The organism is Rubripirellula amarantea (genome assembly GCF_007859865.1).
Lineage (GTDB): Bacteria > Planctomycetota > Planctomycetia > Pirellulales > Pirellulaceae > Rubripirellula > Rubripirellula amarantea.
In genome coordinates this window covers 1,647,066-1,667,018 of record NZ_SJPI01000001.1, presented here as the reverse complement: position 1 = coordinate 1,667,018, position 19,953 = coordinate 1,647,066, and the positions used below count along the sequence as shown (strand labels likewise).

19 protein-coding genes are annotated in these 19,953 nt (G+C 54.0%); 7 read left to right on the top strand and 12 right to left on the bottom strand.

Annotated elements, in window-relative coordinates; translation table 11 throughout:
- Position 1 precedes the first annotated feature (1 nt).
- Positions 2 to 3,145, bottom strand: a complete 3,144-nt coding sequence (locus Pla22_RS06040) for a dockerin type I domain-containing protein (protein WP_146513815.1) — start codon at positions 3,143 to 3,145, stop codon at positions 2 to 4.
- Between the two features lie 342 nt (positions 3,146 to 3,487).
- On the opposite strand from Pla22_RS06040, the gene Pla22_RS25480 reads away from it, so the two are divergent.
- From Pla22_RS25480 to Pla22_RS06025, 3 genes are all read left to right on the top strand, one after another.
- The gene (locus Pla22_RS25480; protein ID WP_207310304.1) at positions 3,488 to 5,053 is read left to right on the top strand and encodes a hypothetical protein; all 1,566 of its coding nucleotides are present in this window, start codon (positions 3,488 to 3,490) and stop codon (positions 5,051 to 5,053) included.
- Positions 5,054 to 5,145: 92 nt separating this feature from the next.
- Positions 5,146 to 5,958: an SDR family oxidoreductase gene (locus Pla22_RS06030; RefSeq protein ID WP_146513814.1), complete on the top strand. Its 813-nt coding sequence runs from the start codon at positions 5,146 to 5,148 to the stop codon at positions 5,956 to 5,958.
- A gap of 51 nt (positions 5,959 to 6,009) precedes the next feature.
- Complete coding sequence (locus Pla22_RS06025) at positions 6,010 to 7,086, top strand: sugar kinase (protein WP_146513813.1); 1,077 nt, start codon at positions 6,010 to 6,012, stop codon at positions 7,084 to 7,086.
- Positions 7,087 to 7,148: 62 nt separating this feature from the next.
- Here the strand turns inward: Pla22_RS06025 and Pla22_RS06020 are convergent, their stop codons facing one another.
- From Pla22_RS06020 to Pla22_RS06015, 3 genes are all read right to left on the bottom strand, one after another.
- Positions 7,149 to 7,676: a hypothetical protein gene (locus Pla22_RS06020; protein ID WP_146513812.1), complete on the bottom strand. Its 528-nt coding sequence runs from the start codon at positions 7,674 to 7,676 to the stop codon at positions 7,149 to 7,151.
- 243 nt (positions 7,677 to 7,919) lie between these two features.
- Positions 7,920 to 8,186 (bottom strand): hypothetical protein, encoded by a 267-nt coding sequence (locus Pla22_RS25160; protein ID WP_165440536.1) that lies wholly within the window; start codon positions 8,184 to 8,186, stop codon positions 7,920 to 7,922.
- On the bottom strand, positions 8,183 to 9,274 hold the full coding sequence (locus Pla22_RS06015) for a hypothetical protein (RefSeq protein WP_146513811.1): 1,092 nt from the start codon (positions 9,272 to 9,274) through the stop codon (positions 8,183 to 8,185). The genes Pla22_RS25160 and Pla22_RS06015 overlap by 4 nt, the downstream gene beginning before the upstream one ends.
- 791 nt (positions 9,275 to 10,065) lie before the next feature.
- On the opposite strand from Pla22_RS06015, the gene Pla22_RS06010 reads away from it, so the two are divergent.
- Positions 10,066 to 10,644 carry a PfkB family carbohydrate kinase gene (locus Pla22_RS06010; protein WP_261343142.1) on the top strand — a complete coding sequence of 193 codons (579 nt, stop codon included), beginning with the start codon at positions 10,066 to 10,068 and terminating at the stop codon, positions 10,642 to 10,644.
- Between the two features lie 29 nt (positions 10,645 to 10,673).
- Here the strand turns inward: Pla22_RS06010 and Pla22_RS06005 are convergent, their stop codons facing one another.
- The 8 genes from Pla22_RS06005 to aroF all read right to left on the bottom strand — a co-directional run bounded on the left by Pla22_RS06005 (position 10,674) and on the right by aroF (position 17,422).
- On the bottom strand, positions 10,674 to 12,332 hold the full coding sequence (locus tag Pla22_RS06005) for a putative manganese-dependent inorganic diphosphatase (protein ID WP_146513810.1): 1,659 nt from the start codon (positions 12,330 to 12,332) through the stop codon (positions 10,674 to 10,676).
- A gap of 61 nt (positions 12,333 to 12,393) precedes the next feature.
- The gene (locus Pla22_RS06000; RefSeq protein WP_146513809.1) at positions 12,394 to 12,948 is read right to left on the bottom strand and encodes a flavoprotein; all 555 of its coding nucleotides are present in this window, start codon (positions 12,946 to 12,948) and stop codon (positions 12,394 to 12,396) included.
- A gap of 48 nt (positions 12,949 to 12,996) precedes the next feature.
- Positions 12,997 to 13,269, bottom strand: a complete 273-nt coding sequence (locus Pla22_RS05995) for a DNA-directed RNA polymerase subunit omega (RefSeq protein ID WP_146513808.1) — start codon at positions 13,267 to 13,269, stop codon at positions 12,997 to 12,999.
- Positions 13,254 to 13,856 (bottom strand): guanylate kinase, encoded by a 603-nt coding sequence (gene gmk / locus Pla22_RS05990; protein WP_146513807.1) that lies wholly within the window; start codon positions 13,854 to 13,856, stop codon positions 13,254 to 13,256. The genes Pla22_RS05995 and gmk overlap by 16 nt, the downstream gene beginning before the upstream one ends.
- A 31-nt stretch (positions 13,857 to 13,887) precedes the next feature.
- On the bottom strand, positions 13,888 to 14,847 hold the full coding sequence (locus Pla22_RS05985; protein WP_242631826.1) for a YicC/YloC family endoribonuclease: 960 nt from the start codon (positions 14,845 to 14,847) through the stop codon (positions 13,888 to 13,890).
- A 36-nt stretch (positions 14,848 to 14,883) separates the two neighbouring features.
- Complete coding sequence (gene secG / locus Pla22_RS05980) at positions 14,884 to 15,495, bottom strand: preprotein translocase subunit SecG (protein ID WP_146513806.1); 612 nt, start codon at positions 15,493 to 15,495, stop codon at positions 14,884 to 14,886.
- A gap of 61 nt (positions 15,496 to 15,556) precedes the next feature.
- Positions 15,557 to 16,312 carry a triose-phosphate isomerase gene (tpiA, locus tag Pla22_RS05975; RefSeq protein ID WP_146513805.1) on the bottom strand — a complete coding sequence of 252 codons (756 nt, stop codon included), beginning with the start codon at positions 16,310 to 16,312 and terminating at the stop codon, positions 15,557 to 15,559.
- A gap of 75 nt (positions 16,313 to 16,387) precedes the next feature.
- Positions 16,388 to 17,422: a 3-deoxy-7-phosphoheptulonate synthase gene (aroF, locus tag Pla22_RS05970; RefSeq protein WP_146513804.1), complete on the bottom strand. Its 1,035-nt coding sequence runs from the start codon at positions 17,420 to 17,422 to the stop codon at positions 16,388 to 16,390.
- 324 nt (positions 17,423 to 17,746) lie between these two features.
- Between aroF and Pla22_RS05965 the strand changes: the two genes are divergently transcribed.
- The 3 genes from Pla22_RS05965 to trkA are packed head-to-tail and all read left to right on the top strand — an operon-like array spanning position 17,747 to position 19,945.
- Positions 17,747 to 18,349: a DUF6677 family protein gene (locus tag Pla22_RS05965; protein ID WP_242631825.1), complete on the top strand. Its 603-nt coding sequence runs from the start codon at positions 17,747 to 17,749 to the stop codon at positions 18,347 to 18,349.
- Between the two features lie 57 nt (positions 18,350 to 18,406).
- The gene (locus Pla22_RS05960; protein ID WP_146513803.1) at positions 18,407 to 18,598 is read left to right on the top strand and encodes a hypothetical protein; all 192 of its coding nucleotides are present in this window, start codon (positions 18,407 to 18,409) and stop codon (positions 18,596 to 18,598) included.
- A gap of 3 nt (positions 18,599 to 18,601) precedes the next feature.
- Entirely contained in the window at positions 18,602 to 19,945 is a 1,344-nt protein-coding gene (trkA, locus tag Pla22_RS05955) for a Trk system potassium transporter TrkA (protein WP_146513802.1), read from the top strand.
- Positions 19,946 to 19,953: the final 8 nt, after the last annotated feature.

Sequence of the window (19,953 nt, the reverse complement as noted above, 5' to 3'; positions counted from 1 at the left end):
CCTAGCTTCGCAGATCCGAAAGAAGTCGAACCATATCCTCGACGGATCCTTCCTCGACATCGGCTTCATGATCAGAAGCGTTGAAGAGGGCGGATTCACGAATGGTCTGATCCCGCGTGGAATCAACCGCTGCGGCGACCTGACTGCGTCGCTGGTCGACCACTAGCATTAGCAACGTCGCTCGGTCAATCGTTTCTTCGGAATCGTCGGTGACCACTAACTTATAGCTGTTAGCTGGCAACGGAATGAACTCACCTTCGGGTCCCAATTGACTTCCGGGGGCCAGTTCACCTTCGGGTCCCAATTCGCCATCGCCGTTCTCTCCGCCAACGCCACCACCGCTGTCGATGACATTGATGTGGTTGACCACCAATAAGGCATCCAGCGCGGTCACCATGCCATCGGCATTCACGTCGTAGCAAAAGCCCAGGTCACCCGAACCAACTGGTCCGGGACCAAAGATATTGAGGTAGTTGATGATCAGCAAAGCATCTTGGGCGGATACATCGTCGTTATGATTGACGTCGTACGGGTTGTCTCGATTGTGGGCAGGCGTTTCGTTCTCAAGCACTTCGATCACAAACTGCTCGCTGATCGAACCGAACTCAGCCAACGTATCGGTCGCGGTAATCTCAACCACGATCTGAGCACCTGAATCGCGTGTGACGAATTGATCGTCTTTCACTTTCAGCTCGCCGCCTACGATCTCAAGACTCTCACTGTTAACGGTTAATTCAAACCGAGCGTTCGCCGCCCCACCATCAATCAATACGTCGCCAATCACTGCCCCATCGACTAACTCCATCACCGTTTGATTACTGAGTGAAAGAGCCTCGGGTTGCTCGGGGAAGTCGCGAACAAAGATCGTGATTTCTTGGCTGAACGAGTTACCCGTATCAACTTCCGTGGCGGTGACCATGATCACGACGCTTTGCTCGAGTTCGTAGTCCAAGGCCACACCATCGGCGAGCCTTAACTCGGCGCCGTCGACAATGAATCGACTGTCGTTATCAACGGCAAACGTGTGCTCTTGTTCATTCTGGACGTCTTGGTCGTCCGCCCTCAGCGAGTTAATCGTCGCGCCAGGTACATTCTCGTTGACGAAAGACTCTTTGGGCAAAATGCCGACAATAGGGTCATTGGCGTCGCGGATCGTGACCGTCACAAAGTCAGAAACGGTATCGCTTGTCTCGGTATCCGTCGCCGTAACCGTGATGTTCACGAACGGCTCCGTTTCAAAATCTAATATCCCGCCGACGAAGATCAACTTGCCGCCCTCGACACCAAATCGGATGTCGTCGACATCAAAGACGTGACCGCCACCATCGAAATCGATCACCTCAACATCCCCGATCGCACCGCCAACCGGCACGTCTTCTGGTACGGGTGGCACAGTCACTGTGATTCCTTCAGGAGGATCACTGACCGGGATGACGCTTAGATTGATCGCGACTTCATCGGAAACATCTCGACCATCGTGTAACACGACATCGAATGAGTCGTCACCATTAAAATTTGGGTCCGGCGTGTAGTTAAGCGAACCGCTAAGTGAAACACTGGCAACACCGTTGGTGGCTTGGCTCACCTGGACAACCACAAACGAGTCGTCTTCGTCATCAACCGAAACGCTTAAGGCTGCGGGCGCCGCGACAACCAATTCTTGATCTTCATCGGTTTCAAAGCTTGGCACAGATTCGTAACGAGGTGCTGTGTTCGCACCTTTCATCGCGACTCCGAACAACGCCGTGTCGACATCTTGCTGGCCGGCAATCGTGACCTCGATCGCAGTTGGTTTGTCGAGTGCAATCTCGGCCAAACCTGCCGTACCGAGGATTAGCAACTCGTTACTCTCGGCACCGAGCGCAAGAGAAACCGGTGTTCCTACGGAAGCGAAATCTATGACCATATCCGTGATCAGCTCACCGCTCGTCAAATCATACAGTGCGAGCATCGCATCATCAGGACTGATCGCGAACAGCAAATCTCGGGCACCGTCGATTACAATCGGACCAAGCGGTCGATCGATCTGATGCAGGGTGTCAAAATTTGCGTCGACATCATGAACACTAACACCACCACCGACACCACGCAGGGCGAGCAGGCCCGAGGCGTCGTCGTAGCCTAACATTTCGGTCGCATCATCGACCAAAGTCGCTGATGGTGTAATTAAAGTCGCAGTCGAATTGCTCCACAGCGACAAATCCAGACCGCTTCCATTAGGAGTCGCAAACACCGAACGTGGTCCCGATCTTGACGTCAACACTGACGTTCCCTCGGGAACAAAGGTGTCTGTCACCGAAACCACAATCGCGTTACCAGGATCACTGGCGTCGATGGTTCGAATCGGCAAAAGTCCTGCACCGGATTCCAAAACCACCCCATGCCCCGTTCCGTCGATGGCCAAATCAACGAATTCTGGCATCGGAAAGACGGGTGGAGTTGCGCCTGATAAATCTACCGAAGCAACGTTCCCAGTCGACGGCTCGATTCGCCAAGCAGTCGAAACGGATGAATCGGTCCCGATCACTAACAGGGAACCATCGATCAATTGCTGCGTCTTCGTCAGGCTGTCAGCGACACGAACCGGGGACAGCGAAGGGCCATTCAAGTCGACCGATACAATGCTGTCGCTGGTCATGATCGCGGTACCGGCGGAACCGCTAATTAGCTCGGCACCACCGTCCAGAGCGATCGGCGAAACAATGCCATCGGTACCGACAGGCATTGTTTGATACTGAGTCGCAGTGCCATTAAAAAGTCGCAGCGAATAAGTGCCATCGGCAAGACCGGTAAACGCAAATGACCCATCGACCTCAGCAAGCGCGATAAGATCCGACGGGTCGAGCGAAGCGTTATCGTTGACGTCAATGTAAACCAAACGTGATGGAGCATTGACCTCGCCCTCGTTCAAAGCAAACGAGACGTTAGCGTCTTCAAAAACCGCACCAGTGATTGCCGCTAAAACACGACGGTCTGTCAGCCTTTCGACACGTAAACGCCGTTGGGTATCGCGACGTCTCAGGCTTGCACGACGGCGAGCGACCGAGTCAGCGATGGTTCGAGTAGGCTTACGGTTGGCCATGGATTGAACTTGGTGACGGATGGGTGGTGACAGATGCGTGTCGTGAGGTGAGGGCAAAATCATCAATGTGAATTCTTCGGACCGGCAGCTTATCCATTTTGCTTGAAGCCGACCTTGGTGAACTAGTTTATGCGGTTTTTGACTCAGATAACCCCAAAAAGTTCCCCTCCGACAGGTGGAAGCGGCGAAAACCTTCCCCTCGGACCCCGGCTTCGGTTTATGATGCCCAGTTAGACAGAATTTTGCGGTACTTTGCACGTGTTTATCAGCGCGACACGGCGATTGAAGCTGCTACTAAATTAATCCCGATGTGAGCATTTTCTGATGCGAAAACCGACACTCCCCACCCCTTTCACCTGCACCGTTCTGGTTACTTGTGCGGTTTTGGGTCTGTTTGTTTTCCCAGTGGCAAATTCTGCCCTTGGCCAGGGTGCAGGACCCGCGGCTGCTGCGGCAGCGGCGGCGGCCGAAGCGGCGGCTCGTCAAGCTGCCATGAATGCAGGAGCGGGATACGGCGGTCCGCCAGGAGGCCAATACGGCCCACCCGGTGCCGGCGGGCCAGGGTACGGCAGCCCCGGTTCCAGCAGTCCTTCGGACGTGTACTTCACTCCCGTCACCTCAATGGTCAATGGAATCGATGTCCTTTCGATCTTCACTAGCGATGTGGAAGTCGACGTCAAACCCGGACCGATTTTGGCAAATGAGTCGACCGAAGCGTTCTCGGCCAGCTACGCGGAACTCGGCAGGCAACTGATGTACGCTCATATGGCCACTGAATTTGACGATGCGATCGTCACATTGCGATCAGTCAAATTCAGCCCGTTGCTAAAGCGACCTACTTGGAACATTCGCTGCGGTGTATCGATGGCGGTTCGCGGAGGCGAGAGCATCACCGACTTTCAACCTATCAAGGAAGGCAGATCACAGGGATCCATGGCATCGTTCGGCGGGCCACCGCCGGGAATGGGTGGACCGCCACCTGGCATGGGTGGACCACCGCCAGGAATGGAAGGACCGCCACCGGGAATGGGTGGGCCGCCGCCAGGAATGGGTGGACCGCCACCGGGATACGGTGGGCCGCCGGGGTCGATGGCATCCAACATAGGCGCCGCAACACCTACTCGACCTTCGGGCATGGAACCGCCACCTATGTTGAGCGAGACAACCGACGAGGAATTGCAACAACACCTGGGGCTTGTCGCCACAACCTTCGCGGCCGACTTTGACAATCGCTTTCAATCAGGCGACTTCGGTTCCCTCTTCAATAGCATCACTCCCCCCAAACCAGTCGACCCACGACAAGCACACAACGCCAGGACGGCACCGAAGAAGAATTTGATCAAAGGCGAACTTGCCGAAGTGCTTGGTGGTGCGCCGGAGCCGTTACCGATGTGGCGTCCTGGATTGTCTTACCTAGGAATCGCGTCATCGGACGAAGCAATCGACATTGCCAAGTCAAACCAAATCGATGTGCTGTTCCACTTCGATGTTTCCGTCAAAGAAGGTCGCAACAATTCGATCCAGAACATTTCACGTTTGCGGTTGATCGATGTTGCCAGCGGAAAATCGCTGGTCTCGTCAAAGAGCTTCGACAATCAGGAAGTTGAGCAGGGGCTTGCGACAAGACGCATCTCTAGTAGCGAAGACTACATCAAAGACCAAACATCGACCTTCTGGAAAATCTTCGATCGCGAAGTCAAAGCGGTACCTTTGCCCAAATTGTCACCCGAAGTCGCAAAACGAAGAATCGCCACCATTTTGGCCAGTGCCTCGATGAGCCCCCTGGAAACCCTCGCCGAAATCCGCATGTATCAGGCGATGGAACTCATCAACGAAGAAGAAGCCGAGAACGCGTTTTTTATCGTTGGCGGGCCCGAGGCTCTTGTTTTGATGCATGGACCGCTGGAAGAGCGTCTTGGGGTTGCTCACGAATGGGCGTTGAACGCAGTTGGCGGTGCCGAGGAACGTTAGGCGTCACGGGACTCGAAATCGACCTGAGAATTGACGCCGAATCCGTGGTGGCCCTGTTACCGTCCGGCAGTGGCGATTAAAGTGTTGCCACTATGAAAAACATCTTTCAACTTGATGGCGATATCGCCACAGTCATTGGCGGTACAGGCGAACTCGGCGGCATGATGGCAGAGGCTCTCGGAGCCTTCGGAGCCAAAGTTGCCGTCGTCGGACGCAGCGAGGAACGCGGTAACGCGCGAGCTCAGAAGATCATCGATGGTGGCGGCCAAGCAAAGTTCTTTGCGGCGGACGGTTTATCAGGCGATTCGCTCGATTCGGCTCGCCAAGCGATCGCTGATTGGGCAGGTGGCCCAACATCGGTACTGGTAAACGCCGCCGGCGGCAATCGCCCCGAGGCGACCATTGGCCCAGGCGCTGACGTATGTAAATTGCCGCTCGATGCGTGGCGAGATGTGTTCGACTTGAACCTTGTTGGCGGTGCATTGCTGCCGAGTCAAATCTTTGCGCCGGACATGATTAGCGCTGGTGTGGGCAGCATCATCAACATCGCCTCGATGTCGGGAATGATTCCGCTTTCACGCGTGGTCGCCTATTCGGCCGCTAAAGCGGCCGTCATTAACTTGACCATGTGGTTGGCTCGCGAATGGGCGACTACGGGCATTCGCGTTAATGCGATCAGCCCAGGTTTTTTCCCCGCAGAACAAAATCGCAAACTGCTTTTCAACGATGACGGTTCCTACACCGAACGTGGAGGTCAGATCATCGGCCATACGCCGATGGATCGCTTCGGCAAACCCGACGAACTGGCTGGTGCTGTCGTGTGGCTGGCAAGTCGAAAAGCTGCCTCATTTGTGACCGGCCAAAACATCGCCATCGATGGCGGATTTGCTTCGGTAACGATCTAGCTTTCCTATCCAACCTCCAACAAATCAGACGCTTAAGACTCAGGAACCAGAATGATTGAACTGCGAAAAGACGCCAAACACGCGATGGTCATCCCCACCAGCATGGGCATCCGCCTGACGCCTGTGGACAACCAGCCGTTTCACTGCAGTGACACCTTCAAGATGACGGCCAGCAGCGCTGAATCGAATGTGGGTAGCGTTTCGTCGTTTCTTGGCTTGCCTGTCAAAATCCTGACTGCGTTTGTCAAAGACAGTCCCGTCGCTCGCTTCATCAAAGATGATCTCGGCCGCCGGCACATGACGTTCGAAGGCCCGGAATTCGAACAGGAAACTCCTTGGGGCGATCGTCACCAAATCAACATGGCGGACAGCGGTTGGGGTTCACGTGGACCCCGCGTGCAAAACGACCGCGCTGGTGAAGTCGGCCGCAAGCTGAATGTGAAAGACTTTGATCTCGAACGCATCTTTGGCGATGAAGGTGCTCAAGTGGTTCACCTATCGGGCCTGATCGCAGCACTCTCGGAAGAGACAAGCCAATTTTGCTTGGAGATCGCTCGATCGGCCAAGAAGCACGGCGCTCGCATTTCGTTTGACCTCAATCACCGCGCTTCGTTCTGGCGAGGCCGTGAAGAAGAGTTATCCGCGGCGTTCAAAGAGATCGCCAGCCTGTCAGACATTCTGATCGGCAACGAAGAAGACTTTCAGTTGTGTCTGGACATCGAAGGCCCCGAAGCCGGTGGCAAAGACATCGGTGCCAAGATCGACGGCTTCAAGGAAATGATCGGCCGCGTGAAGAAAGAATACTCCGGTGCAACCTTATTCGCGACCACGCTTCGCGAAGTCGAAAGCGCCAACCTACACATGTGGGGAGCAATCGTGTCGCACGGCGATGATTTCTGCGTCGTCGAACCTCGAGAAATCGGCGTTCTTGACCGTATCGGAGGCGGCGACGGATTCGTTGGCGGGTTGCTCTATGGCGTACTCAAAGGCTGGAGCGCTGAAAAAAGTACCCAATTCGGTTGGGCCACCGGTGCTCTGGCGGCCACGATGCTAACCGATTACGCCCAACCAGCCGACGAAGATCAAGTCTGGAGCATCTGGCAAGGCAACGCCCGCGTGAAACGCTAGGCTTGAAACGTCGCAATCGCATAGCTGCTCGCTCTGCGAGTAACAGCTTAGGCATCTCGAAATTACTTGATTTCGACAGATGCAACTCCTATCAACTGGTCGCCGCAACGCACACTAAAAACTAGTTCATTGGCACCCACAGACTCGATGAATTCATCGCTCAAAGTAAACTTTGCGCCACTTTTAGTAGACGTGATCGATACTAACTCGTTCGCAGCATGAACAGTAAGTCCGTTGCCGCATGAGGAGGCAGGAACGAGCAGAATCTCGAATTCATTGACTCTGCTTAGACGATTTTGGTAAACTTTCTTAGGAAACACGAGAAGCTTTGATCGCTCAGCCCGACCAAAGCACCAAGCAGTGATGCCAAACTCTTTGTCCTCTACATCATCAATCCGCAGGTCGACAACGACAAGATGGTTGTTCTCGTCGCTCCAAGGAACTGAGTTCAGCACGACCTTGTGAGTGAACCCTCTCTCAGAAAATTCGGTATCATCGGAGCTTAGACGCTCGAGAGCCCATGTGTTGATTTCGCCACCATTCGTTCGCACACCAACAATTGAATCTTCGTAGCCTGAAAGAATCTTCACGGGAAGTGCGTACCTCTTTGATTCGGCAGACCATACAAATTGCTTGGGAGCCATTATCGGTGCCTCGACTTCTGAGCTGATAGCTAAAGACTGAGGCCCGATTTTCTCGTCATTGAAGATAAGGGAAATCCTACCACCAATCGAAGAGTTCCCTTTCTGTTGCTTTATCACGACCGCAAGCTCTAACTCCTCACCGGGCTTGGCCTTCCCAGTTACGACGGTCACTTCAGCGCAGCGACAGGATTATGTAACGTCTTGAACCTCAAGAACTCGCGCAAGGCGATTCTTTATCATCACTCGCGTAGAAAACTCACCTGCGTCGAACGTTGTTGCAGGAGCATTAACAACCAGCGGTGCTAAAGTTTGGAAACCATCATCAAACGTCTGTTCTGCAATGGCGTTGCACCGAAGTAGATGTGAATCAACCTCCGCGCTCTCGACAATACCGACGAGGGCAAGACTGATCGCAGCTGAAATGGTAAGACAAATTTCAGTTAGCTTCCTGGTCATTTCGCGTTCTCCTGACGACTTACTTCAGCCTGTAGAGTCGGCTTCAGTGGAGGGAAAAACAGACCAAGCGATTTCTCGTCAAATATTCCCAACCTCGCAGCCACTTCTGCATCATGCCATTCAAAGTCGATGATCATTCTAGCTGCACTTTCCTCAGAATTTTGCACCATCGGGTCACGTTGAAATAGCTCGATACTCATGAGCCTAGGGTTTTCACCTGACTCAGTTACCCATTCCGTGGTGGTTTCTGCAAACGTATATTCCATCTTTGGACCATTGCCGCCGTCCGCCACGTAGCTCTTGAATAGCCGAGTGTAAATTGGCATCTTTGGCTTGCCTGCCCAACGCATTTCCCGTGTTATTCCAAATCCCAAGTTAGTTAGTGTCCATGTCTCTCCGTCATTCAATTCGAGCAGCTCGTTTACGGTCTTGACTTGCTCAATTATGTCGTCAGCAGTAACTCGGGTCGATTTGAATCCGTTGTAGTCACAAGCTGGGCCTAACGCTATCGGCCCCAAACCCAGCGTGTGTAGTAACCGCCTCGACGAGGTCGAGTATCTCTGTCCATTGAGGAGTTCAACAACTACTCTTCCCTCTCTCCCAAAGCACGACCCGCTCCTTGGTACAAGTTTGTTCTCTTTCAAAGGGGGACGCCCATCGCTCCCATAGCTGAAAATACCATCACGCTTGAACTCTTCTTCGCTATCACTTAACAACCGCGCGAAATGAAAAACATCGGCCTTGTTATCAACAGCAAAAAAACCATCCCACATTTCGACCTTGCGCACACGCTTCCCGGATTTGCTCGGAACACGGTAGGTGTCAACGACATCTAGATCACAGCAATAGAGCCCGTCCTGGTTCCCCCAGGTTATAAATGGGTGTATCAACCTATCCACTCTGTCCTGCGTTTCCTCGGAAATGGCTATGCGGATAGCAATTTCTCTCTCGCTGAGCGGTGCCTGCCTAAGTGCCGACTGCAATCGCACCTGCAACCCGTCATCGATTTCCAAGTCTGGCTCATCAGCGGAACCCACATAAACCGGGAAAACTACAGCGAACATCAGGATCTGAAACGGCAACTTCATCGAAAAGGCTCCCAAGTTCTTTATGAGGATGCGAATAGATGAACTACGAAATGATAGTTGGGACTGGCTTTGATCCAGCCGTGTCACAATGCCTGAGGAGGGTCCATTTCTAAACAATCACCCGCCGTCGCAAGGCTAAGCTCATTGGTCTCGACATGCACTGGATTCGCGTTCCAAGTACCCTGACAAGACCAACTACCGAGTTCCCATTTGCATCCAAAACCACATTCCCACTCGAACCCACAATCGAAAGTTATCTCTCTACACCCTGAATAATCTAGTGGATCATCGCCCGCCTGTACTTGCCTCGGCTTGCAATGATGCATGGCTTCATCTTTCGGCTCACGTACATAACCGGTGTCCGCACACGCCATTGCCGTGACCAAAATTGGATAGGCTTCCCCATCGGGCGTGTAATACACTGACTGGAATAAGATCGTTTCGGCGCAAGTGTTGTCGCACTCCTCCTTTGTGAAAAAGTCTTTGCAGAACTTTCCGTTCTGTTGAAAGACCGAACACCAAGTTCCGATGGGCACGCTCTCAATTGGCCCAACATTGGGTGGTGGGTCCAAATCTTGTGCAAGACAAATTGCTTCGCCATAAAGCAGTGGCAAGAGAGAGAGCAAAGCGAGACTCGCAAAGCTAGATCGAATACTTTACGCTTGCATCGAAGAATCCTCAATTTACATTGTATAGTGCATTGGCCGAATCGTTTTAAACGAACTGGAAGGTATCAAATGCGGAGTACTGAAGCAAGCAAATTTTGAAAAGCCAGCCAGTTTTGCCTAGAGATCGCTCGATCGGCCAAGAAGCACGGCGCTCGGATTTCGTTTGACCTCAATCACCGCGCTTCGTTTTGGCGCGGCCGTGAAGAGGAACTGTCGGCCGCGTTCAAAGAGATCGCCAGCCTGTCAGACATTCTGATCGGCAACGAAGAAGACTTTCAGTTGTGTCTGGACATCGAAGGCCCCGAAGCCGGTGGCAAAGACATCGGTGCCAAGATCGACGGCTTCAAGGAAATGATCGGCCGAGTGAAGAAAGAATACTCCGGTGCAACCTTGTTTGCGACCACGCTTCGCGAAGTCGAAAGCGCCAACCTACACATGTGGGGAGCAATCGTGTCGCACGGCGATGACTTCTGCGTCGTTGAACCGCGTGAAATCGGCGTTCTTGACCGTATCGGCGGCGGCGACGAATTCGTGGGCGGTTTGCTCTACGGTGTGCTTAAAGGCTGGAGTGCCGAAAAGAGCACTCAATTCGGTTGGGCCACAGGTGCCCTCGCGGCAACCATGCTGACCGATTGCGCCCAACCAGCCGACGAAGATCAAGTCTGGAGCATCTGGCAGGGCAACGCCCGCGTGAAGCGATAGTCGGGAAGCGTGAAGCTTCTAGCCTGGTCCTATACCGAGCCGGCAGGTGAGTTTTCGATCAGGCTGATAATCAGCGGCAAGAGTTGTTTCTTGCGGCTGACGACCTGTTCAAGCTCGTAGAGTTTGTCTTCAAGCTGCGGATAATTGATCTCTTCCCATCCCTCGGGCTCGCTGCTCATCAACAACAAGCTGCCGTTGCTTGAAATGTCGGTGACTAGTAACGCAGAGAATTCAAGGTTGTGTTCTTTTGCCAATCCTTCAAGCGCGGCGGCCAATTCATCTTTGCGTTTCCAAAACAAATCAAAGCCGATCTCTTCAATTTGCGAGATCGAAAATCGCCGACGTGATTCTTCGAATTCTTTGCAATCTTCACGGACCACTTGTTCGGGAGTTCGCGAGCGTAACGCTGACCCCACACTGAAGAACTCGTTCGCGTAGGATTCCAAGTCACAAGTGCAGAACGTCTGCAGCCATTGCAGGATTTCGCGGTCCACGTCAGTGGTCGTTGGCGATCGTAAGAACAGGGTGTCACTGATCATGCCCGAAGCCATGCACAAGGCGATGCCTGGCGTTGGCTCGATTTCCGCTTGTTTAAACATGCGTGCAACGAGCGTACATGTCGAACCCACCGGTTCCATCATGAACCGCATTGGGTGACTTGACTTCAGCGATCCACCGAGTCGGTGGTGGTCAAGGACTTCGATAATCTCCGCCTCGTCCGCGCCGGTTACCGCCTGGGACAACTCGTTGTGGTCAACCAGCACGATCTGTGGTTTGGGAGGATTGACGAGGTCACTCTTGCTGAGCACGCCGACCAATTTCGCACCGTCGACCACTGGGAAGATTGTCTGCGGCGAGCGGTAAACGTGGCCGCGAGCGGTCGCCACTGGCATCTTCGCCGACAAGGTCAGGAATTCAGTTTCGATAACGGGCTCGATCCGCTGAGCAGCCTTGATACGCATCGTGGTCGTTGCGGTATCAAGAGGGCAAGTGATCACGGAAACCCCACGAGCCTGAGCCAACTGCAGCAAGCCGCTCGAAAGCTTGTATCCGCCGGTGACCACAAGGCCTCGCACACCCATTTCGAGAGCGGGAAGTTGGATCGTCGGGCGATCGCCGCTGACAACCAACAAGCGTTCCGCCGGAAACTGTTTCATGCGTTCGGTGAATCCGCCCGCACTCATTGCACCAACGGTCACCACGAAGTCGTCGACTCGATCGGGATCGACCGCGTTCTGGAATTCCCCACCCACCACGTCGACAACTTTGGCAAGCGAACTGCAAACCAATCGCGATCGAACTGGATCGACACCGCCCTGCAGCATCAATTCAAGCAGATCCAACAGCGTCACGATTCCGGTGACATGTTCGTTTTCATCGAGCACCGGAATGGAGCGAACTTCGTTCTCATTCATTCGCTTGTAGACGTCATAAAACACGTCGTTGCATCGCGCCACCACCGCGGATCGGTTGCAAACGTCTTCCAGCTCCGGGCGGATATCCATGATGATCCGAGGCGTATGCAGCCCTGCCTTTCTGAGCGCAAACTCGGTTCGTTCGTTCGGCGTGCCACAGCATGCCGCGACCGCATCAGGCCGAGTGGTTTGACGCAAGAAATCAGCATACGCGAGGGCACTGCAAATCGCATCCGTGTCAGGATTGCGGTGGCCAAATACAAAGACGGTCATTCGATTCTGGGATTTAGAATTACTAGAGAGAGGAACGAATTCACGTGACGCCGCCAAAGCGTCAGGATTGAGGTAGTTCCAAGGCAGCGAAAATGGCCGCCGCGATTGTATCGGGTTCACTCATTCGACCGTCACCCCGAACTCGACAAGAAAGCCAGCCCGATTCAGGACCGATCATCTTGCAGCCGTCTTTAGCCAAGGTTTCGATGTTTCGTTTCACGGCAGCCTTGTTCCACATTGAATCGCTCATCGCTGGCGATAGAATTACGGGGCATGTTGCCTGCAGGTAAGTCGTGCTGATCAGATCATCCGCAATCCCATGAGCAAACTTTGCCAACAGGTCTGCGGTCGCTGGGGCGACGATCATCAAGTCGAGCCCATCAGCCAGTTCGATATGCGAACCCAGCGGACGCGAAGCGTCAAACAAACTGGTTGCAACCGAGCGACCCGAAAGTGCCGAAAGCGTCGGCACTCCTATGAATTTCGTAGCGGCGTCCGACATCGCGACGCGAACTTGGACGCCATTTTGAACCAAACGGCTGCAAAGCATCGCCGACTTATAGGCAGCGATGCCTCCGCCAATACAGAGCAAAACGGTGGGTGAGGTCTTGCTCATTGCGTTATCACGAAAGAGCGGCACCTGAATAAAGCCGCGGTGCCGATTCTAGAGATCTGAAACATCAAGTTCAGGACCTTCAGCCGCTGCGATGGCAGCATCCAAATCGTGTACCGACTCGACCTCGTTGTCCATGTTAAGAACAATCTTGTCTTGAACGATTTCCTGCAGCACGATCGACATCTTGTCGTGCGTATCTACGTTCACCAAAGCGCGGCTGCCCTGGTTAAGTTGCACCAACCGCTTTTGGATCAGAGTGCTTAGCTTGAAACGGCCGCCAACCTTGTTGACGATTTCTTCTTCTTTTAGCTCTTCGAGCATGGATAGTTTTCCTTTTGGTCGTTCAATATCTGGCAAATTTCGGCGACAGCGTTGTCGACGTTGCCATTGATAATTTCGAATTGGTATCGGTGTCGGTAAAGCATCTCGGCGGCGGCAGTTTCTAAGCGAGCCGAGATCGCTTCATTGGTTTCGGTTCTACGAGACCGCAGGCGGTTTTCCAGTTCATCCATGCCACCGGGATGGATAAACAGCGTAATGGGGTCGAAGTCTTCGTTCTCTAGGATCGTCAATGCGCCTTGAACATCAATCTCTAAAATTACCCAGTCCCCTTGATTCAGACCAGTGGCGACTTGCTCGCGAAGTGTGCCATACCAGTGCCCAAGGCCAAAAACTTCCTTGCTTTCAAGGAAATCGCCTGCCGCTTGACGCTTAGCAAACTCTTCTGGGGTAAGGAAAAAGTACGAAACTCCGTCTACTTCACCGGGCCGGGGGGTTCGCGTCGTCGCGGAAACGCTTAGTCGAAGCGGAAGACCACACTCATCGAGCAATCGGCCCACGACGGTGCTTTTCCCCGCCCCGCTGGGGCCCGAGATAATGACGAGTCGACCTTTATTGTCCTGGTTCATGCTGATCTGCTGAAGATTATTTCTATTGGTTCTATTCGAGGTTTTGAACCAACTCACGCATCCGCTCAATCGCGCACTTGATCTCAACGACGTGGCTCGAAACTTCCGCGTCGGCCGCCTTGCTACCGATCGTATTGGTTTCGCGAAACATTTCCTGAATGATAAAATCCAGCTTTCGACCCGTCGGCTCGCGGTTGGTACCCTCGGTTGCCTCACCGGAAAGCACATCGGCAAAGAGCCTTAGGTGACTGCCCAGCCGGGTGATCTCTTCGCTAATGTCAGCCCGATCGGCGTAAATTTGCACCTCGCGCAGAATGTCGATCGGTTGCGATTCGATATCACGCTCGGACAAGACTCTTTGAATTTTCGCTTCCAATCGGCTGCTGTAGTTCTCAACTGCTCGAGGAGCCAAGACGCGAATTTGCTCAAGTCGCTCGGCGATCTGAGCTGCGTCAACGTGCAGCGTCTGGGCCATATTGGCACCTTCCGTCTGACGCATCTCGTTGAGATTCTCAAATGCGAGTCGAATCGCCTCTTCGACTGGTTCCCAAAGCTGGACATCGTCGCGGCGTTCATCTCGCGCCGAAATGATCACGCCGGGTAACTGCATTAGCGATGCTAAGTCAATGTTTACCGCGTTACCATCACCGACGCTCAACCGGACTTCATTCAGTTTCGATGCGTAGGCGGCGAGCACTTCCGTGTCGATTGCCGGAACGTTTTGCCCGGCCGGCTTTCGCCACGAGATCGCAACAGAAATGCTGCCACGATGAATCAGCGAACGAACGAGCGCGTCAACACGACTTTCTAGCGACGACAAAGCATCGCTCGTTCTTAAAACGCACTTCAGGCCACGATTGTTGACCGTTCGAACCTCAACACGGATGACCCCATAGTCGCCTTGGACCGAGGCATGTCCTTGCCCCGTCATACTGCGCACACCCTCATTCTCAGTAAGCGGATCGCTGAGTGATGAGGAAATGGTGGTCACTGGAATTCCGGTTGAAGGTTGAAGTGGCAATTCTAACTACGGGGCGGGAGTTTCAGCCTCGGAATCTTCTGATTCTGGAGCCTCAGTTTCAGAGGTCTCGTTTGCAGAGGTTTCCGTTGTGGAGGTTTCCGATGCAGGGGTTTCGGTCGCCGGTGCTGCTTCGAAATCCGAAGCGTCAGTTCCCGACGCAGCAGGACTTTCCGAATCACTCGGTGCCATGTCCAAACCGCTCAGGTCCAAATCATCGCCACTGCTAAGTCCGTCGGCGTCGCCACCAATGGTGGGAATGTCTAGTCGGTTCGAATTGGCATCTTCGGTTCCGCGAGCTGAATCGCCAGGCCCCGAGGTGATTTTGGAGTCGGTCATCGGTGTCGACGGTGCGTGAGTCCCAAGCAACCACATGGTGAACGCACAGGTGAAACCCCAAATGGTAGCCACGACAACGGTGATCACCGTGAACGTGTCGCCAGCCTTACTTCCGAATGCACTCTGTCCACCGGGACCACCCAATGCTCCGCTAAGTCCACCGCCTTTGCCTCGTTGAATCAAAATCAACAAAATCAAGAACAGCGATAGGAAACCCATCAACCAACCGAGCATGACGCCGGACAGGGAACCGATAAGTGCGAAAGGAAGCGTGGTAGACATGGGACCGTCGAAGTGAAAGGTGAGTGCTAAGTGATAAGGTTAGGCGAGACCGACGAAGCGATCAGGCGGGGTGAATGATGCCGGCAAAGTCTTCTGCCTTCAAAGACGCGCCGCCAACCAGCGCCCCGTCGATATTCGGTTGACTGAGCAGTTCCTTGGCATTGTTTGGCTTAACGCTGCCGCCGTATTGGATTCGAATTTGATCCGCCACCTCAGGGGTGAACATTTCGCCGAGCAGCTTACGAATGAACGCGTGAACTTCTTCGGCTTGCTCTTTGGATGCGGTCTTGCCAGTGCCAATGGCCCAGACGGGTTCGTAGGCAATCACGATCCCGGCAGCACGCACTTCGTCGAGCCCAGCCAATGAACCACGAAGCTGGCTTTCAACGACCTTCTCGGTGTTGCCCGCCTCGCGGTCTTCGAGCGTTTCGCCGACGCAAACGATCGGAACCAAGTTGCCGGCCAAAGCGGCTTGCAACTTTTCGCTGATCATGGCGTCGGTTTCACCAAGGATTGCACGACGCTCACTATGACCCAAGATCACGTAGTGGCATCCGATATCCTTCAGCATCGCTGCGTTGACTTCGCCCGTGTAGGCACCATCTTGAGCGGCATAAAGATTCTGCGCGCCCACTCCGACAGGAGTGCCCGCGACGGCATCGGCAACGGCCGATAGGTAAACGGCCGGTGGGCAAAGCGCGACATCAACCGCGGGCTCTTCGCCTACGGCTTTCGCGACTTCGCGTGCAAGTGCCACGGCGGAATCCGCACGTGTATTCATTTTCCAATTACCGGCGATCAAAGTGCGACGTGACAAAAGGAAATCTCCAGAGAAGGGTGTGTTTGTAAATTAAGTGAAACGGAATCGTATGCGGATTCGATTGAATGACTTTTAAGCTGCACTTGGCAGGGGTGAAATCGTTTTGCCCATCAGTTCAGCCAGGCCTTTCATTTGCTTGGCTAATTCATCGTACTGTTCGGGCAGCAAGGCTTGGGGACCATCGCTCTTTGCGACTTCAGGACAATCATGGACTTCGATGTGGACACCGTCCGCGCCCGCGGCAATGCCCGCCATCGCACATGCCGGAATTAACTCCGGACGACCGGTGGCATGCGACGGGTCGACGATGATGGGTAAGTGCGAAAGCGTCCGCACCTGAGGAACCGCCGCAACATCGAACAGGTTGCGCGTCGCCGGATCGAAGCTCTTGATGCCTCGTTCGCATAGCACGACGTTGGGGTTTCCTTGCGACAAAATGTACTCGGCGCACATAAGCAAATCGTTGATCGTTGCACTCATGCCTCGTTTTAGAAGCACAGGACGATTCGACTTGCCGACTTCGGTCAATAGCGCAAAGTTTTGCATGTTCCTTGCCCCCACCTGCAACATGTCAGCGTACTGGGCAACAAGTTCTACCAATCGAGGATCGGTGACTTCGGTGACGACGGGCATGCCAAACTTGTCACCCACATCTTTTAGTATTCGCAAACCTTCTTCGCCGAGTCCTTGAAAGGCATAAGGACTCGTTCGAGGCTTAAACGCGCCGCCGCGAAACAGGTTAGCTCCCGATTGAGCGACCTTCTCGGCAATGCGAACCATCCGTTCGGGTTCTTCGACACTGCATGGGCCCGCGATCATCCCGAGATGCCCACCACCGATCTTGACGCCTGAAACGTCCACAATGCTGGGTGCGGGATGAGCATCAATGGAAGCTAGTTTGTAGGGTGGCAAAACCGGGACGACTTGGGATACGCCGGGAATCGCGTTGAGTGGTTCTTCTCGTAGTTTGTCTTCGTCACCGATGATGCCGACGATGGTACGATGCGTGCCACGACTAAGATGATGCTGTAATCCCATCGCCTCGACACGTTCAAGAACGTGTGCGATCTGGTCGTCGGTGGCTCGGCTTTCGAGGATCAGAATCACGGTCGGGTACAGGTCGTCAATGCGGGAGGCGGATGCAAGAAACCCACTTGGGCCAATTTTCAGCTCAGGGTAATCAGGGGAAGCCCGGCAATGTAGCAGCCATTGCAGGGAATCGTCGAGGCCAACCGCATCCCCCACGAGCATCGATTTCGTGGTTTTTAGCCGGTTTCGCCGCCTCCCCGGCCGAGCCTTTTCCGCCTATCACCGAAACATGGTTTGCTTCACAATGTCTGATATCGAGATACCTTGGCGTTTTTGAGACCGCGTTTTCGACCACCCGCCTGTTCCCCTCGCATTCCTCTCTCCTTTGCATATAGACATTTGATGGCATCCCCCGACAACACGATCGACGTTGATGGTCAGATCGTAGACTTAAAGAATCGCGGACTGGCGGCGTTCTTAGCATGGCTCGTGCCTGGATTGGGGCACCTCTACCAAGGCCGCAAAACGAAGGGCTGGATTTTCTTCGTGTGCATTATTTCAGCCTGGATCCTGGGCTTTGCACTCGGCGGGGGCCATGTCGTGTATGCGTCGTGGGTGCCCGGTGACAAACGTTGGCACTATATCCTTCAATCGGGCGTTGGAGCGGCGGCTTTACCGGCCTTGGTCCAGGGAAACAAGATGCGAAAGGCTACGGTCAATGGTCGCACATCCGCGGCCTATGAACCCCTTTGGGGTGGCTTCATGGCGCCGCCGATGCGTCCGGTCATTGAAAACGAAGCGGATGAAGTCTCTGCTTGGTATGCCCGCCGGGGTGCCGGTTACGAAATGGGAACTTGGTACACGGTGATCGCGGGATTGCTAAATATTCTGGTAATCTACGATGCCTTCGGAGGCCCGTTGGCAATTCCGATCAGCGGCCGAAAACGGGATGAAGCCGATCCAAGCGTTCCGGACGATTCGAAATTGGATCCCACTCCGGGATAGGTTCATAAGATCTGCCGCTCCCCCTTCGATCATGCTCTATCAATCTGTCACGGTTCCATGCTTTCGATTTCGCCAACCTACCTGCTTTATTACGTGCCTTTGATTATCACGATCTCGTTGGTCTTCGGCGGAACTCGGCACGAAAACACTCAGGAGATCCTCCGCCATGCCTGGATGACAGGCCGCTGGATCACCAGTTTCATGTTGATGATTTTCGCTGTGCTTTGCTTTCTCGCGTGGATGATCTAGTCCATGCGAGTCCTCACATTAGGTGCCGGTACCGTCGGCCGCTGGGTTGCCGACATGCTTTGCCGACGTCGGCACAGCGTCACCGTCGTTGACATTGATCCCGAAAACGTTCGCCGCATCAACAGCGAACTTGATGTTCGCGCCATTGAAGGTAGCGCTTCGCGCAGCACGGTCCTATTTCAAGCGGATGTTTGCGCCGCTGACATGTGCTTAGCCGTTACCGGTGATGATGAAGTCAATATCGTGGCCGCCAGTATGGCCAAGGCACTGGGTGCCCGTCGTAGTATCGCCCGTGTCTATGCACCCGCGTTCCGTGACCTCAGCACGTTTGACTATCAGCGGCACTTCAATATCGACAGCCTACTTAGTCTCGAACAACTCTCGGCGTTTGAATTGGCCAGAGCGATTCGCAACCCTGACGCAATTCCGCTCGAGCACTTTGCTCGCGGACAATTGGAAGTGTACGAATTGGAAGTCGGCAAGAAATCGTCGGCCGTCGATCATAAACTGCGCGATCTTAAAATGCCCGATTCGATTCGCATCGGATCGATCGCGCGAGGCGGACGTATGTGGATCGCTAGTGGCGAGGATGAAATTCACGTCGGCGATCGCGTGAGCCTGATCGGCAGCCTCGAGTCGGTCAGCAAGGCAAGAAAGTTGTTTTTCAGTGGCAACGAAGACAAGCGAAAGACACGCGTGATGATCGCCGGTGGCGGCGAAACCGGATATCACTTGGCTGATTCACTGTCGCGACGCGACTATGGCATTGTCTTGCTCGAACGAGATGCCGATCGCTGCCATCAACTCGCCAAACAGCTTCCCGATGTGACAATCATTCACGCCAATGCTAACCGACGAACGGTGCTCGAAGATGAAGGCGCCGGCACGGTTGATTACTTCGTCGCTTGCACTGGTTCCGACGAAAGCAACATCATGGCCGGCGTGGAAGCACGTGAACTGGGGGCCGCGAGAGTAATGTGCGTTGTTGGTAGACCCGATTACGCCAACGTTGTCGGCAAGCTTGGAATCGACCGTGCGGTTAGCGAACGTGACGTCGCTGCTCGCCAGATACTTGGCTATCTCAACGAGGGTTCCATCATTAGCAAGAGCCAGCTACCCAACGGTTCGATCAGCGTCTACGAACTCGAGATCATTGAAGGCAGCAAGGTTACCACGGCTCCGTTGGCTGAACTCCCGCTTGCCGGTCGCTGCCTGATTGGTGCGATCCACCGCGATGGTTTTGTGCGCGTACCTCGCGCCGAAGATCAACTGAAGGTTGGCGATGTGGTCGTTGCGATCGTGGATGGTATCAACGAGAACGAAGTCTTACCGTTGTTCCATTCTTAAACTTGCAA

Bases quoted from the DNA above. Each gene is read 5' to 3' on its own strand.
- Pla22_RS06000 (WP_146513809.1), bottom strand. From the start codon at position 12,948: ATGAGCAAGACCTCACCCACCGTTTTGCTCTGTATTGGCGGAGGCATC.
- gmk (WP_146513807.1), bottom strand. From the start codon at position 13,856: ATGAACCAGGACAATAAAGGTCGACTCGTCATTATCTCGGGCCCCAGC.
- Pla22_RS05960 (WP_146513803.1), top strand. From the start codon at position 18,407: ATGCTTTCGATTTCGCCAACCTACCTGCTTTATTACGTGCCTTTGATT.
- Pla22_RS05965 (WP_242631825.1), top strand. From the start codon at position 17,747: ATGGCATCCCCCGACAACACGATCGACGTTGATGGTCAGATCGTAGAC.
- Pla22_RS25160 (WP_165440536.1), bottom strand. From the start codon at position 8,186: ATGACCAGGAAGCTAACTGAAATTTGTCTTACCATTTCAGCTGCGATC.
- Pla22_RS06030 (WP_146513814.1), top strand. From the start codon at position 5,146: ATGAAAAACATCTTTCAACTTGATGGCGATATCGCCACAGTCATTGGC.
- trkA (WP_146513802.1), top strand. From the start codon at position 18,602: ATGCGAGTCCTCACATTAGGTGCCGGTACCGTCGGCCGCTGGGTTGCC.
- Pla22_RS06015 (WP_146513811.1), bottom strand. From the start codon at position 9,274: ATGAAGTTGCCGTTTCAGATCCTGATGTTCGCTGTAGTTTTCCCGGTT.
- Pla22_RS06040 (WP_146513815.1), bottom strand. From the start codon at position 3,145: ATGATTTTGCCCTCACCTCACGACACGCATCTGTCACCACCCATCCGT.
- Pla22_RS06025 (WP_146513813.1), top strand. From the start codon at position 6,010: ATGATTGAACTGCGAAAAGACGCCAAACACGCGATGGTCATCCCCACC.
- Pla22_RS06005 (WP_146513810.1), bottom strand. From the start codon at position 12,332: ATGACCGTCTTTGTATTTGGCCACCGCAATCCTGACACGGATGCGATT.
- Pla22_RS05995 (WP_146513808.1), bottom strand. From the start codon at position 13,269: ATGCTCGAAGAGCTAAAAGAAGAAGAAATCGTCAACAAGGTTGGCGGC.
- secG (WP_146513806.1), bottom strand. From the start codon at position 15,495: ATGTCTACCACGCTTCCTTTCGCACTTATCGGTTCCCTGTCCGGCGTC.